Raw genomic sequence first — 14,588 nt, forward strand, 5'->3', positions numbered from 1 at the left:
CCTTCCATTGCTTGAAGTACATCTTTTACATTTATTTTAAAACAATCCAAGCATCCATGGCGCAGCATATAAAACCATAAACATAACACCGTAATTGACACCATTTCTATACAGTAATCCAGCTACAAGTGCGACAAGAATAGTACCGAAAATATTCATAACACCAGCATCCATGTAGGCAAGCATAACAACAAGACCTGCAAATAATCCAATTAATGCTTCATGGGGAATATATTTAAAAACAACCGCACAGATTTGCGTAGAAAACTTAATCGTAATAAAAAAGGTTATCGCAAGTGCAATTGCTGCGCCTATAATCGTTGCTGTCATAATCTCTCCAATGGATAGTAAATGATGAATATTATGTTCCGGAGTAAATACCGGCGGTGCATTAAAGAGACCTGCAGCAGGACCAATCGCCATTGGTGATAACGGTAGCCCAATTGCAATCAAAGGAATTAATGTTCCCGCAATATAAGTTGCATTTGTAAGGCCATCCATCGTCGATATTGCTCTAGAGGCGCGTTGAACAGGATCCTTAATATGCCTTGTGATTAATTCTCCCCAGAAAACCGTCATACCGACAGGGGTAAGAAAAAATGTTATCGTTCCAAATAAACTTCCGATTGCTGAGGTTATCGATTCTTTTTTCGTTAAAATTTTAAATGGATTAGGGAATCCCTTTTCCTTCCCCGTTTTTCTCATATCAATTTCCTTATATCCTACACGAGGCATATTTTTGCGCATCTTTTTATTTAATAGTTCAAACAGTGTAAAGGCAATCGGTCCAATTGTAATTCCTAAAAAGAATGATACAAAAACATTGGTATCTTCCGGAACGATGCCAAGTCCCCAGTATAGATGACGTAGTCCCATGATAAGCATTGCGAATGGGACAATGATAGCAAGTGATAATATTTTATTTCTTGTTAATAATGCTAGGAAAATCGCTCCTAATGTGAAAATTAACCCAGCGTACTCGGCTACTGTATCTGCAACTGGTAAAATCAAATAGGCGATTAGTAAGCTGACAGGGAGGGACACTAGTGTGCCTATCACAGATCCCGATGCCATTTTTCGAATACTTACATCTGGTAATCCATGCTGTTTCAGTACCATGGCATGCTCTACCATCGGAGCAGCCATTACACCTCCAGGTATTCCCGCTATAGCAACAGGGATGGAGTCCGTAAGTTTTTTAGCTACAATTGCTGAAATAAAAAAGGCTAGAATAACATGGGGAGATAATCCAAGAAGTGCAAGTGCAATGGTTACTGGGGCAAGTACGGCGGTTTCATCCGTACCGGGTGCAATACCGATTATCGTATATAATATAGCTCCAAGAACACCCGCAAGAATCATCTGCATAATGATGGTCGGATCCATTATTCCTCACCCTCTTTCAACATAGTTAATTTTCTTTTAGGTTTAATAAGAATACTAGAGATAATAAATCCAATTACGCCACCACCAAGACCAAATATTAATGGTGGTGTCTCACCGAATGCCACTACATAACCACCGAGTGAAAAACCAACACAAAAAATCATTGCAATAAGTAAATCTTTGATATCAACATTATCTTCCCATATCTCAACTAAATTTCCTCGCTCCTTGTTATCGCCTTCCATAGTAACCCTCCTCCTGAAATATATTTTTAATTTTGCACAATGAATCACCACCGGGCCCTTTCTTTTATTTGGGTATATGGATTTCTACAAGTTTTTGTATCTAGTAATGAAATGTTGCCGTTTCGAATAGGCTATGCTTGTATACGATCATTCAGAACCGTTTTCATTATGGTATAGCATGGATAGGTACCACTTTAAAGTCATTAGTAATCTATTGAAACATTCAAACAAGTGATTAATGATTACTGTTATTTTTTTGCAATGATAATAAAATTTCCTTTATTTTATCGTAACTTATTTTTCCTTGTTTCATTGCTAATTCTACAACCTTATCCATTTCATCATTTTTTGCACCTAACTGCATAGCTATATTTCTAGCATGTAACTTCATGTGACCTTCTTGTATTCCTTCTCCTGCAAGTGCCTTCAGTGCAGCGAAGTTTTGCGCAAGTCCCACTGATGCAATTATTCCCGCTAGTTCTTCCACTGATTCCACATCAAGAATTTTTATTGCCACTTTGGCAACAGGATGAGATGCTGTCACACCACCAACCAAACCAACAGGCATGGGAAGTTCAATACTTCCAATCATTGAATCATCCTCACCAATTTCCCAGTGAGACAGGGGGCGGTACCTTCCCGTTATGGATGCATAGGCATGTGCACCAGCCTCCACTGCTCGCGTATCATTCCCTGTTGCTAAAGCTACTGCTGTAATTCCATTCATAATTCCCTTATTATGCGTTGCGGCACGATAGGGGTCGGCTTCGGCAAGTTCCGCGGCACGAATGAATTTTTCTTGAACATTTTTATCTCCTGAGAAAGGATTTTCAAATACACCACGCGCACGCACAATACGCTGATCAGCGAGATTGGATAATATTCTCAGAATAGCTTTGCCACCAGTAATTTTCTCAATGAAAGGAGCAACAGCTTCCGCCATCGTATTCACAGCATTTGCTCCCATCGCATCTTTCGTATCAACCAGCAGATGGGTAACGACCATTTTCTCTGCCACTCCATCAATAACGTGTACATCCAAATCCTTTGCTCCCCCGCCAAGTGATACAAGTGTAGGGTCTTGGGCATTACATCGATGGAGAATTTCCTCTTTATTTTCATATATACGAGCAAGTGCACCATAGGGATCGATCACATTCGTTAACTGGATTTGTCCCCGCATGATTGATCCAGTATAAGAAGTGAAAAAACCCTTTGCACTGTGCTTTGCAGCATTACTTGCAGCTGCTATGACAGATGGCTCTTCCGTTGCCATAGGCACAAAAGCGTCTTTTTCGTTCACCTTAAAGTTAACAGCGATACCTAATGGAATAGGAAAAGATCCAATAGCATTCTCCACCATATGATCAGCTACATTCACTGAAAGTCCTGCGTTACCAAGTAGAGTATTTTTTTCTTCTGTAGAAAGATTCAATTGTTTCGCAATGATTTCCAGTCTTTTTTCAGGTGAATTTTTATAGAAACCCGAAATTCGTGTTACCATACAATCGCCCCTATTCGAAGTATTCAACATTGTTGAATGTATTATATGCTGCATTTTCAATAAATATTATTTAATACTTTAGAGATTATAGACCTTTATGCTTCTATTATGACGAGTCAGGCGAGAACCCCAGTGAAAATAATAAATGCTTTGTAAGATTTTGGAGGTTTATTAAACGTGAGTTAAATAGATTAAAAAAAGACTAACCCAAGAATTGTATTTTTGGGAGTTAGTCTCTTTTTTAATAACTCAACTTTCGCAAAGTAAAAATAACGTCTAATCGTTACCTTGGAATTTAAATCTTCTCTTTTTATTAAACCGTTATATTATTTATCAAAATAATAAAGCATAATTACTTCATGATAGTTATGATTGCATAAATAATAAGATGATTCTCTGTCCTACGTTCATGAATTCCCCATCGATAAATAATTTTAAATGATATTCCTGTTAAGACGGTGGTGTCTTATCACCACAAAAACAAACACTGAAGCACTTCTATGAAAACAAAACAGCCACCGGAAACCTAATACGCCTCCGACAGCTGTTCATCATTTCTATTTAATTAGTTGCGCATTTGTTTCTTTTCTTAATTCTATAGCTATCCTTGCTGATTCTTCTAGTTCCTCTAATACATAAAAGGCAGCTATAATGTTCTTATCCCCAATAACTGGCCCATGATTTTGTAGTAAATAACCATCGCTATCATTAATTCTTTCCTCAAACAACTTAAATAGTTCAGGGGAGCCAGGTTTTGCATACGGAATCATTCCTACCGTTCCAAGTTTCATCCGAAGATACGGCGTATAATCAGGGATTACGTCCACTTGGTTCTCGTGCTCCAAACAAGACCATACCGTAGAATAATAGCTATGCGTATGGAGGACAGCCTGTATACCGGGATCTTTATTATAGAGTGATAGGTGTAGTGGTAGCTCTTTGCTCGCTTTTATCCCACTAAGATGGTTCCCCTCCCTATCGGTTACGGAAAAGTCATCTTTCGTTAAATTTCCAAAGCAGGTACCACTCCCCGTGATATATACTTTGTCTCCATGAAGAAAACTTAAATTAGCAGAGGAACCCGTTGCTTTATTTCGATCGAACAGTACTTTTCCAACCCAAATTGCATCTTGTAGCTTCTGTTCTAAATTTGCCAATCTTAATCCTCCTTTGTTAATTCAATTGCTCTTAAGAAAAAGTCCTCTTGACCGAAGTTTCCCGATTTAAGAACTAATCGTAGACCTTTATTCTCCAAAGGTACTAAAATCGGCACACCGGGGGCAATGCTTTCGCCAATAATATAAGAATCATGCCCTAAAACCTTTGTAACTGCACCTGAAGTTTCTCCACCGGCGATGATTAATCGGTTATAACCATTTTCTATTGCTTTTAAAGCAATATGAGCAGTAGTTTCTTCAAGCAATTGAGATACTCTTTCTGCCCCTGCTCCTTCTTGTGCCTCTTTTACATTTTCTGGTTTGTCTGAGCTATAAACTAGAATCGCATCTTCATCTGATTCCTCTATTTCTTTCCAAACTTCCTCTTTCGTTTGTTTACCATTTACTAGATCAATTGGATTCAGTTTAATCGCTTTCCGATTATTTTGTTTAAAAACATCAATTTGCGAAAGTGTCGCCTGTGAGCAACTTCCTGCTAATACAATCGCTTTACCTTTTGTCGAACTTTCAACTTTATCCGATGTCTGCTGTATTTCTTTCTTAAACTTTTTGCCGAGTTCTGTCATTAAACCAGATCCGCCTGTTAAGAGTTTTAAGTCACCGAACAATTCTATAATTCTTTTCGCATGAACTTCGTTTGTGTAATCAGGAATAATGTAAAACTTCTTATTATCCTTAGCAATTTGGTCAATCATCTTCAGTATCTCGTGATTTTCTTTATTCTCCAATAAATCATCATTAATTTTAATCGCTTGATATTTCCCCTGAGGTTCGATTAGTTTTTTTAAATCAGAATCCCACATTGGTGTCAGTGGATGGTCTTTCATATGCGTTTCATCGAGTGGAATCCCGTTCACGATTAAGTGTCCATCTTTCACTATCCTTCCATTGACCGGAAGAGCAGGAGCGATAATTGTATATGGTATCTCATATTTGTCAAGAACCGCATCAATAATGGGACCGATATTTCCTTCCCTTGTGGAGTCAAACGTAGAACAGTACTTACTGTAAAGTTTGGATGCCTTGTTGTCTATCAACCATTGAAAAGCATCCAAAGATTGTTGTACAGCCAAATCGGTTCTTTCTGTTCTCGTTTTAAGTGCAATGACAATCGCGATGTCCTCATCCGTTTGGAAAGTTTTTTCTTCTGGAACTCCGTTAAATAAGTATGTTTTTATACCCTGTTCGACAAGAAATGAAGCGGCATCGCTCGCTCCAGAAAAATCGTCCGCAACAATTCCTAAAAGTATTTTCCCCATTTTTTATATTCCCTTCCCTAGATAATAGTCAATACAGTAGATTCGTAAGTCCTGGTATGAACGCAACTAATAAGGTAACAACAATCATAATGATCCAAAACGGGATAAGCTTTCTGGATAATTCAAGAATTGGAACTTTAGAGATGTTACTAACCACAAACAAGGCGGTACCCACTGGTGGCGTTAATAATCCAATTGTTAGGGTAATGACCATTACAATTCCAAACTGAACTAGATCCATTCCAATACTTGTTGCAACTGGAGCTAGAATTGGTGTTAATAGTAGAATTGCTGGGCTGCTGTCTATAAAAAGCCCCACTAATATTAAAATTACAATTAGAATTAACGTAATAATGATTGGATTATCTGATATACTCAACAAGGTGTTCGCAAACTTTTGCGGGATTTGTTGATTCGTCAATAACCAACCGAATAAAGAAGTTGCAGCAATGATTGACGTGATAACCGCTGTTCCCATTGTAGCTTCGTAAAATATTTTAGGTAGTTGTTTGATTTTAATTTCCTTATAGACGAACATTCCAACAAAGAGGGCGTATACCGAAATAACAGCTCCTCCTTCCGTTGCTGTGAAAATTCCACCTCTAATTCCAACAAGGATGATAATCGGCATAAGTAGCGCCCAAAATGCAGATTTGAAATTTTTCCACACATTATAAAATGAGAATTTACCTTCCCTTGGATAGTTCTTAATTCTTGCTACAATATAACAATAAACCATGAATCCCACAGCAATTAAAAGACCAGGGATGATACCTGCCATAAATAAGTCCCCGATAGAGGCTTGTGCGCTTGCACCATAAACAATAAGTGCGATACTTGGGGGGATAATCAGGCCGATACTACCTGCAGAGGCAACAAGTGCTGCTGAAAAACCTGGATCATAATTTCTTTTTTTCATTTCCGGAACCATAATCGAACCAAGCGCAGCCGTATCTGCCACCCCCGACCCAGAGACACCGGCCAATAACACACCCGAAACACTAACTACTTGGGATAAAGCACCACGAACGCTTCCTACAATGGAAAGTGCAAAGTCAATAATCCTTCTTGTGATACCACCATGTGTCATAACAACACCTGCTAGTATAAATAACGGAATTGCCATTAATGAAAAAGAATCAAGAGCGGTAAAGAAACGCTGGGCCAGTAATTCGATCGGTAAACCTAAATATGCGATCCCCCCAAAAGAAGATAAAGCTATCACAAAACCAATCGGAACCCCTAGGATGAGCAATACAATAAATAAACCGAATAAAATTCCTAGCATCAGACTGTCTCCTCCCTTCTTTTAAATTCTTTTATCAATTTCTCGATTACATAGTACATAATCAATATTCCTGAAATAGGTAGGACAACGTAAACCAATTCCATTGGCAGGGAGAGGGATGGACTGCTTTGTCCAGCCCCAAGTTGCATCAACTTAATCCCCCCCACTGTAAAAATACCACCAAAGATTCCAACAAGTACATATACTATCGTTTGGAGAATTTTTTCCAATTTACCCGTTACACCTTTCAGTAATAGGTCAAGTGCAATGTGTCCACCCTTCTTTACCGCTAAACCCATCCCAAGAAAAGATAACCAAACAAAGGTATATCTCCCCATTTCTTCTGTCCAGGTAAAGGGGCTTGCGAAAAGATACCTAGAAACAACCTGTGCCGAAATGACAACAAGCATATTGAACATGAGTAGCCCTAAAAAGTAATATAAAAACTTATCAATTATATCATTTATTTTCTTCAAAAAAACCATCCCCCTAGCATACCAGGCTGTTAAAAGGATGGAAGTAGATTTTATGTTTTTACTCCCATCCATTCATTCCTTATTTCTGTTCGATAATTTTATTATACAACTCGATATCGATTGTGTTTGCAAAATCTTCATGTGCAGCCTTTGCAGCTTCAACCATTGCTTCTCGGTCCGGGGTTATGACCTCCATCCCTTCTTCTTGCATCGTTTCCAAAATATTTTCCGTTTCTGTCTTTACTAAATCATTCTCAAACTCTGTTGCAACATCTGCGGCTTCTTGAATAATTTCCTGTTGCTCTTCATTTAAGCTATCCCATGTATTCCCACTCATCGCCAATGTAACATACTCATACTTGTGAGCAGTTAGCGATAAATATTGTTGAACTTCATGAATTCTTCCTCCGAATGTAAATGGAATTGGATTTTCCTGGGCATCAATGGTTCCTTGTTCAAGTCCAGTGTAGACTTCACTCCAAGCCATCGTTATAGGAGATGCTCCCATTTCTCTCCACGTATCTTCCATCGCTTTTATTTCTGGAATACGAATTTTCAAACCTTGAATGTCATCCATTGTTTCAATTGGTTTATTAGCTGTGATATGTCTTGGTCCACGATCCCACCAATTTAGAATTTTAATTTTCGAAGATTCTAAGACTCTATCCGCAATTTCCTCTCCAACTTCACCATGCACAATATTGTTATACTCCTCTTCATTCTCAAGTAAATACGGTAACTCAAGTAATTGAATAGAGGGTTCGAAGTTACTTAACACACCTGCAATCAACGCAAAATCAATCGTTCCCATCTGCATTCCTTCAGCCATGTCCCTATCTCCACCAAGGGTTGAGTTAGGATAAATGTCTACAGTCATTTCACCGTCAGATAAGTTTTCAACTTCTTCTTTGAACTTTAAAGCGCCATCATGCCACAAATCACTTTCGGATTGGATATGACCTAGCTTCAGTACAGTTACATCGCCATCAGCACTTTCTGCGTTATCCTCTGAACAACCGATTAAACTCATACTTAATACGAATAAAAATGCTAATCCTAAAAGTCTTTTCATCTTTTTTCCTCCTAATTAGTAATTAAATTTCAACCAGTACCTTTACGACATTTTCTGTTTTGTCGTTTAGAATATTTAAGCCTTCTTCTGCCTTTTCAAGCGGAAGTTTCTGGGTGATAAAATCGGATAGATCAAGTCCTTTATTTATCATGTCTGCCGCTTTTAAGAAATCTTTTGTTTCATATGTCATGGCTCCAAATAAATTAATTTCATTAAAAACAAACTGATACGTGTCCACTGGAATTTGTTCTGTAATCATCGCTACAATCCCTACTTCTCCGCGGCGCTTAACAATAGCAGAGGCTTGATCAATTATATTTGGCGCTCCTGCACAAACAATTGCGACATCTACTCCCTTTCCATTTGTGAACGCTTTTATTTCTGTTTCTACGTCATCTTCTAATGGGTTGAGTACGAGTTTTGCACCTTGCTTTTTAGCCATATCAAGGTTAAAGGCCTGCGTATCGGTGCAGATAATATTCTTATAACCAGCTTCTCTTGCAGCAACGAGCGTTAAGAGACCGATTGTTCCAGAGCCTAAAATGGCAATGGTGTCTTTTTCAGGAACAGAAATTCTATCAATTGCATGAACTCCAACCGCAAGCGGTTCAATTAACGTCCCCAAATCATAAGAAACATCGCCTTCAATTTTATAAACTACAGATTCTGGTGCATTAAAATACTCTGCAAAGGTACCTATCCAGTCGGCCGTACCAGGAGCCTTTTTATTCAGGCAAATATTTACTAAATCATTTTTGCAGTGTTCACATTCGCCACAGCCAAGATGCGGTTCAACCGTAACTCGATCACCTACTTTGAATTTTGTTACATCCTTTCCAATTTCTACAACATCACCAGCAACTTCATGGCCTAATATTACTGGTGGTTTTCTGAATGCATGTGTTCCTTGGAACAAATGTAAATCGGAACCGCATATTCCAACGGTCTTCACCTTGATTAATACTTCATTATCTTTAATCTGTGGAATTTCTATATTTTTTATTTCTACTTTACATTCATCTACTACGAATGCAGCCTTCATCATGATGCCCCCTATATAACTGTGATATTTTTATTATATTTACATCCTGAAGCGTTTTCAATAGGTTATCAGAATAAAATCGTTTCAAAGTGAAACAATTTATATAATTTTGAAATATAATCACTTTTTCTATCTAAATCGTTTAAATTTGAACCATTATATTATATGATATGTATAAATATGAAATAAATGAAAGGGAGGACAGAATGAAAAAGATACGTATTCTTGCAATTGCCCCTTATAAAGGACTAAAAGAATTAATTCTAAATGAAGCTGAAAAACATACGAATTGGGAAATTGATGTCCATATTGCAGATATGTTAGAAGGTATGGAATTAGTAATATCACTTACTAAAAATACACAATATGACTTTATTATTTCTAGAGCAGGAACCGCCGAATTAATTAGAGAAATAATAGATATCCCTGTTATTGATATCAAGGTATCCATTATTGATATGATCAGTGCAATCAATCTTGCAAAAAACCATTCGAGGAGATTTGCAATTGTAGGTTTTAAAAGTATTACCGAACAAGCTGAGACTGTGAAACAATTGAATGGTGGTTCCTACGACATAAAGACGTTATATTCACACACCGAAATTTCGGGTTATCTCCATGAACTAAAAAGCAGGGGAACTAACCTAATTATCTGTGATGTCATTACAAGCAACAAAGCCAAAAAACTCGGGTTTCAAACAATCCTTGTAACTTCTGGTAAGGATAGTGTATTAAATTCATTTGAAGAAATTATAAACCTCTCTCGCGTGCTTTCTTATGAAAAAAAGAGGACGTCTCTTATTAATAAAATCATTCAGCATGTGGACTCGGCTATTATTGCATTGGATAATCAGAGAAACTTAGTTTACACAAACGAACAAAATATATACTCAAATTTCAAAGTGAATTTGGATGCTTTATTCCAAGATTTGTTGCAAAAAAGGAAATGTAAAGTTATTAAACATAGGAACTATCAGGTCTTTCTTATCAGGGGAGAATTGATTTCATTGGAGGAAGAGGAGTTTGCGGTGTTTTATATTGAAGAAGCAAAATCTACCTTACACTCTACTGATCCAGCAATTACAATTATCAATCATTCAGACACTGAACAAATAGATTCAAAAATAATGACAACAAGTAATGAACAACTGAATAAAATACTAAAAGATATCAAGATTTACTCCAAAACCTCGAATCCTATTCTGATTACTGGCGAGAAGGGAACAGGGAAAGACTTGTTGGCTCAAAAATTGTATATGAATGGTTCTTTCGTTGAGAATACTTTTGTCATAATCGATGCAGATTATATGAATGATATAAAGTGGACTAAATTATTTAAAGAAGAAAATTCTTTCTTAACTATGAGCAATATTACAATTTACATGAAAAACATCCATACCATGAACCCAGATTGCCAGAGATTAGTAGAATATTATTTTATGAACACGCATATTCACAAAAGAAATAAATTAATCTTCTCGTATATATCAAACTATATTGAGAATCTTCAAGATGGGGGCCTGCTCCCGTTTATTCAAAACAAACTTAGTTCTTTTCAACTTGTAATGCCAAACTTAAATGAACGTAAAGCGGATATAACTAGCCTTACGAGTTTGTTTATTAGTGAATTTATTTTGAAATATGGAAAACAAGTATTGGGTATACAGCCCGAAGCTTTGAATTTATTAGAAGAATTTAATTGGACATACAATATCGATCAGCTAGAGAGAGTAATCGAAGAATGTATTACTCTAACGGATGGTTATTATATCGGTGAGGAAACAGTAAAAAGGGTCCTAGGAAATGAAAACATTACATCTCATTTTCATCCCGATTCGATAGACTTGAATAAAACACTTGATGAAATTACAAAAGATGTCATTACGCTCATTTTGTCCCAGGAAAACTTTAATCAAACAAGTGCTGCAAAGCGACTGGGGATTAGCAGGAGTACATTGTGGAGAAAAATGAAATAGGGCTCTAAGTATTGACTAACTTACTATGAACCAAAGCAAAAGTTCCTTACATGGGATATAGCCGAGTGATAGTCCATTAACACCGAAAAGTAAAGAAACGAACTCGTGGACAGGATTACGTAAAGTACAAAAAAACACAAAATTGCTCCCCTGCAACAAGTTGCCCTCTAAGAAGCAAGTCAAGCCATATAATAAAAGAAAATCCCATGCGGTATTTTAAATAACCCGTGGGATTTTCAGCTGTTGAACAAAAACCACCATCTCAAATATCAAGAAAAACTTCGAGATAAATTAATTCCTCGAAGTCAGTAGTAGAAAGTTAAATATATTAATTTGCTAAACTTTCATCGTTCATATTTTTAACCCCATTCTTCTTCCTAACACCTTTCCCAATCAAAGCAACAATAAAGGTTAATATCAAAGTTGCCACAATCAAACCAACAAAGCCTGTTGTATACTCACCAGTAGTATTCTTAATATACCCCATAAGAGAAAAATAGGCGAAACCACCTACTAGAAATCAATCCCTAACACAATCCCATTCACAACACCAACTTCCTCTCTTTATACCCCGAATTCTCCAAAAAATCCTCCACCATTTCATCCGATAAAACACTCAGAGACATACCTGAAGCCTTAGCCATAACAATCATTTTACATGTATATTCCAATGTCTCCAATCTCATCAAAGCCTCTTCAACGCTATCATCAAAAACAATCACACCATGGTTTTTCAGGAAAATAACATTTGCCTTCTTTGCAGCTTTTCCAACTGCCTCTCCCAAAGCCACACTTCCTGGATGAAAATAATCCACAGTTTTGATATTCTCAAGATAATACATAGATTCAATAAATAGTTTTGATTCAACAGCTTTTTCGGAACAGGCTATCAAAGTAGACCAGAAAGGGGAAGCATGTATAATTACATTTGCATCCGTACGATTCAAATAAATCTCACGGTGCATTGGTATCTCTTTAGATGGCTTTTTGTTGCCTTCCCACTCTTCTGTTTGTATGTTTACAAAAACAAAGTCATCTTCTGATAGATTCCCAATATTTGTTCCCGATCCGGAGATAGCCATTCGGCTTTCATCAGATCGAGCGCTAATATTTCCTGAGTTACCCCATACTAGATTCTTCATTAATAATTGATTATCTATATGAAGAAGCTTTAGTTTTATATCCATAATTGAATTCTCCTTCTATTAGACTTATACTTTTACGCCACTACCTTGATGGACTTTTGTAAAATAATCGACTTGTCCTAATTGGCCTCCCTTTAATGCAATTTCTAAACCATCAAATCTAGGATCATTTGAATAGGCTTTGCAAAGCGGCGCTCCCGGAGCAACACGTTTAATCATCTCCAGTGCATATATTTCCATTTCCAATGTAGCGTAACTTGATGTGTCTCCACCCGCAATAACAATGCGTTTTAATGATGTACGCTCAACTGTAGTCTTTATTAATTCTCCAAACTTCACTCCAAGTAGTTGTCCACTATCAGCAGGTTTCACCCCTATTGATTCTAAATATTCCCTTGTATCCATAATGGACGAATCCTCCGAACCAAGGGCACTATAAACAATAACGTTTTCCCCAGCATCCACCATCCTAATCACTTTAGTTAAAAGCTCCTCTGAATACGATGCAGACTTCATAAGCTTTGCAGGAGAAACTTTTAAACCAGTAAATCCATTATCTAAAGCATACTTAATTTGATCAGAAGTAATTGCTGAACAACTACCTGAAACAATTAATACCTGTTCTTTTTCTACTTGCTCCCCTTCTTTCTTATTTACATATTCCGAGTTCATATTTTCTTTCGTATTCCAATAATTAGTTAGTGCGTATTCTATTCCCGAAGAGCCAACAACAAATTGTTGCTCATCTTCAGACCCTTCCCAAATCAGTTCTCCAATTCTCGTTAAATCATCATCTGTGGTTACGTCGAACAACAGACCCTTGGCTCCCTCTTCCCTAACTAGCCTACTCACTTCATTAGCTAAGTTAGAGTCATCATTATTCATAAACGTAATATCCATCAAAGCAATTGAAAGATTCGTCTGTTTTCCTAGATGCTTCAATAAGTTCGCTTCTTGCATAGGAGTTATAGGGTGTTTAGACATTACAGGATGTTCATCTAGACGAAACACGTTCTCTTTAACCTTCGCAAAATGATTACCGAATACGGTATAACGAGCTAAAGGTGGGACGCCTGCAAGTATTGGAACAAATGACTGTGTATCATTTATCTTCAAAATAATTTCTAGCACTTTCCCTATATTACCGACGGATGGTGAAGAATCAAAAGTTGAACATATTTTATATTGATTAATTGGAGCCCCTAGTTCCTTTATTTGAGTAAATAAAGTGGTTAAATCCTGTTCCATTTGTTCTGGAGTCATGGTTCTACTTGTTCCAGCTACACCAATACATTGAACATCAGGGAATTGTTCATCAAGCAGATTCTTTGTAGGCGGTTCCAAAAACAACACTGTTTTAAAACCGCTGATTGTTAATGCTTCCATAGCATCCGTAGAGCCTGTGAAATCATCACCATAGAAACTTAATAGTCTTGGTTTTAATTGCATTTGAAAATTCCTCCTTAGGAACTATGATTACGATCAAATTGATGACACTTTATCCATCACGACTTTACCGTTCGTACTCTCGGTATGTTTTCTTTTGATGCTTTTTATAATATGATCTAACGCGTGTATCACCATAATAAATCCAGTAACAGGAATAATAAAATAAACATATCCCATTGGTATTCCAGATTGTAAACTGACTACTTCAATGTTAAGAACCGCCAACTCAATCCCGTAAAATATAAATAACGCAAATAGGATTAAGGCAACAATATCTTGTATTATTTCTACAACAGTTGCTGTCTTCCCTCTTAATTTACTAACAACAAAATCCATGCCCATATGCTCTTTTCTTTTAAAAGCAATGGCTGCTCCTGTAAAGGTTAACCATACGAAAGTAAACCTTGAAATTTCTTCTAAGGATGCAAATGACATATTAAAGAAATTTCGACCAAAAATCATGATGACAAGGCTAACGGACATTACTGTTGTAGTCACAATCAACAGGAATATACACAATCTATCCAATCCTCTACTAACTTTTGAAATCAACAATTATTCCCCACCT

Annotated in this window: 13 protein-coding genes; 1 reads left to right on the top strand and 12 read right to left on the bottom strand. The window is 36.9% G+C overall.

From position 1 onward, the window contains the following. Positions 1-36 precede the first annotated feature (36 nt). The 9 genes from L3V42_RS02995 to L3V42_RS03035 all read right to left on the bottom strand — a co-directional run bounded on the left by L3V42_RS02995 (position 37) and on the right by L3V42_RS03035 (position 9,450). Positions 37-1,386 carry a tripartite tricarboxylate transporter permease gene (locus L3V42_RS02995; RefSeq protein WP_235763286.1) on the bottom strand — a complete coding sequence of 450 codons (1,350 nt, stop codon included), beginning with the start codon at positions 1,384-1,386 and terminating at the stop codon, positions 37-39. Continuing rightward, positions 1,386-1,631, bottom strand: a complete 246-nt coding sequence (locus L3V42_RS03000) for a hypothetical protein (protein WP_235763287.1) — start codon at positions 1,629-1,631, stop codon at positions 1,386-1,388. Before L3V42_RS03000 ends, L3V42_RS02995 begins: the two co-directional genes overlap by 1 nt. Before the next feature lie 235 nt (positions 1,632-1,866). After that, positions 1,867-3,189 (bottom strand): hydroxymethylglutaryl-CoA reductase, degradative, encoded by a 1,323-nt coding sequence (locus tag L3V42_RS03005; RefSeq protein WP_369412821.1) that lies wholly within the window; start codon positions 3,187-3,189, stop codon positions 1,867-1,869. Between the two features lie 503 nt (positions 3,190-3,692). Continuing rightward, the gene (locus L3V42_RS03010) at positions 3,693-4,292 is read right to left on the bottom strand and encodes a class II aldolase/adducin family protein (RefSeq protein ID WP_238471255.1); all 600 of its coding nucleotides are present in this window, start codon (positions 4,290-4,292) and stop codon (positions 3,693-3,695) included. A gap of 2 nt (positions 4,293-4,294) precedes the next feature. Further along, positions 4,295-5,572: a 3-oxo-tetronate kinase gene (gene otnK, locus L3V42_RS03015; protein WP_238471256.1), complete on the bottom strand. Its 1,278-nt coding sequence runs from the start codon at positions 5,570-5,572 to the stop codon at positions 4,295-4,297. Positions 5,573-5,600: 28 nt separating this feature from the next. Next, a complete protein-coding gene (locus L3V42_RS03020; protein ID WP_238471257.1) occupies positions 5,601-6,860 on the bottom strand; it encodes a TRAP transporter large permease in 1,260 nt (419 codons plus the stop codon). Beyond that, the gene (locus L3V42_RS03025) at positions 6,860-7,336 is read right to left on the bottom strand and encodes a TRAP transporter small permease (protein WP_238471258.1); all 477 of its coding nucleotides are present in this window, start codon (positions 7,334-7,336) and stop codon (positions 6,860-6,862) included. The genes L3V42_RS03020 and L3V42_RS03025 overlap by 1 nt, the downstream gene beginning before the upstream one ends. Before the next feature lie 79 nt (positions 7,337-7,415). Next, a complete protein-coding gene (locus tag L3V42_RS03030; RefSeq protein ID WP_238471259.1) occupies positions 7,416-8,408 on the bottom strand; it encodes a TRAP transporter substrate-binding protein in 993 nt (330 codons plus the stop codon). Positions 8,409-8,430: 22 nt separating this feature from the next. Continuing rightward, on the bottom strand, positions 8,431-9,450 hold the full coding sequence (locus L3V42_RS03035) for a zinc-dependent alcohol dehydrogenase (RefSeq protein WP_238471260.1): 1,020 nt from the start codon (positions 9,448-9,450) through the stop codon (positions 8,431-8,433). A 206-nt stretch (positions 9,451-9,656) separates the two neighbouring features. Here L3V42_RS03035 and L3V42_RS03040 point away from each other — a divergent pair, with 206 nt between their 5' ends. After that, complete coding sequence (locus tag L3V42_RS03040) at positions 9,657-11,426, top strand: sigma-54-dependent transcriptional regulator (RefSeq protein WP_238471261.1); 1,770 nt, start codon at positions 9,657-9,659, stop codon at positions 11,424-11,426. Positions 11,427-11,968: 542 nt separating this feature from the next. Here the strand turns inward: L3V42_RS03040 and L3V42_RS03045 are convergent. The 3 genes from L3V42_RS03045 to L3V42_RS03055 are packed head-to-tail and all read right to left on the bottom strand — an operon-like array spanning position 11,969 to position 14,575. Then, complete coding sequence (locus tag L3V42_RS03045; protein WP_238471262.1) at positions 11,969-12,613, bottom strand: class II aldolase/adducin family protein; 645 nt, start codon at positions 12,611-12,613, stop codon at positions 11,969-11,971. Positions 12,614-12,637: 24 nt separating this feature from the next. Beyond that, a complete protein-coding gene (locus tag L3V42_RS03050; protein WP_238471263.1) occupies positions 12,638-14,020 on the bottom strand; it encodes a four-carbon acid sugar kinase family protein in 1,383 nt (460 codons plus the stop codon). Positions 14,021-14,053: 33 nt separating this feature from the next. Next, positions 14,054-14,575, bottom strand: a complete 522-nt coding sequence (locus L3V42_RS03055) for a TRAP transporter small permease (RefSeq protein WP_238471264.1) — start codon at positions 14,573-14,575, stop codon at positions 14,054-14,056. Positions 14,576-14,588 lie beyond the last annotated feature (13 nt).

Source organism: Oceanobacillus alkalisoli, assembly GCF_022213125.1.
GTDB classification, from domain to species: Bacteria; Bacillota; Bacilli; order Bacillales; family Amphibacillaceae; genus Oceanobacillus; species Oceanobacillus alkalisoli.

Coding starts and splice junctions, on each gene's coding strand:
- L3V42_RS02995 (WP_235763286.1), bottom strand. CDS start 1,386: ATGGATCCGACCATCATTATGCAGATGATTCTTGCGGGTGTTCTTGGA.
- L3V42_RS03000 (WP_235763287.1), bottom strand. CDS start 1,631: ATGGAAGGCGATAACAAGGAGCGAGGAAATTTAGTTGAGATATGGGAA.
- L3V42_RS03005 (WP_369412821.1), bottom strand. CDS start 3,189: ATGCAGCATATAATACATTCAACAATGTTGAATACTTCGAATAGGGGC.
- otnK (WP_238471256.1), bottom strand. CDS start 5,572: ATGGGGAAAATACTTTTAGGAATTGTTGCGGACGATTTTTCTGGAGCG.
- L3V42_RS03020 (WP_238471257.1), bottom strand. CDS start 6,860: ATGCTAGGAATTTTATTCGGTTTATTTATTGTATTGCTCATCCTAGGG.
- L3V42_RS03030 (WP_238471259.1), bottom strand. CDS start 8,408: ATGAAAAGACTTTTAGGATTAGCATTTTTATTCGTATTAAGTATGAGT.
- L3V42_RS03035 (WP_238471260.1), bottom strand. CDS start 9,450: ATGAAGGCTGCATTCGTAGTAGATGAATGTAAAGTAGAAATAAAAAAT.
- L3V42_RS03040 (WP_238471261.1), top strand. CDS start 9,657: ATGAAAAAGATACGTATTCTTGCAATTGCCCCTTATAAAGGACTAAAA.
- L3V42_RS03045 (WP_238471262.1), bottom strand. CDS start 12,613: ATGGATATAAAACTAAAGCTTCTTCATATAGATAATCAATTATTAATG.
- L3V42_RS03050 (WP_238471263.1), bottom strand. CDS start 14,020: ATGCAATTAAAACCAAGACTATTAAGTTTCTATGGTGATGATTTCACA.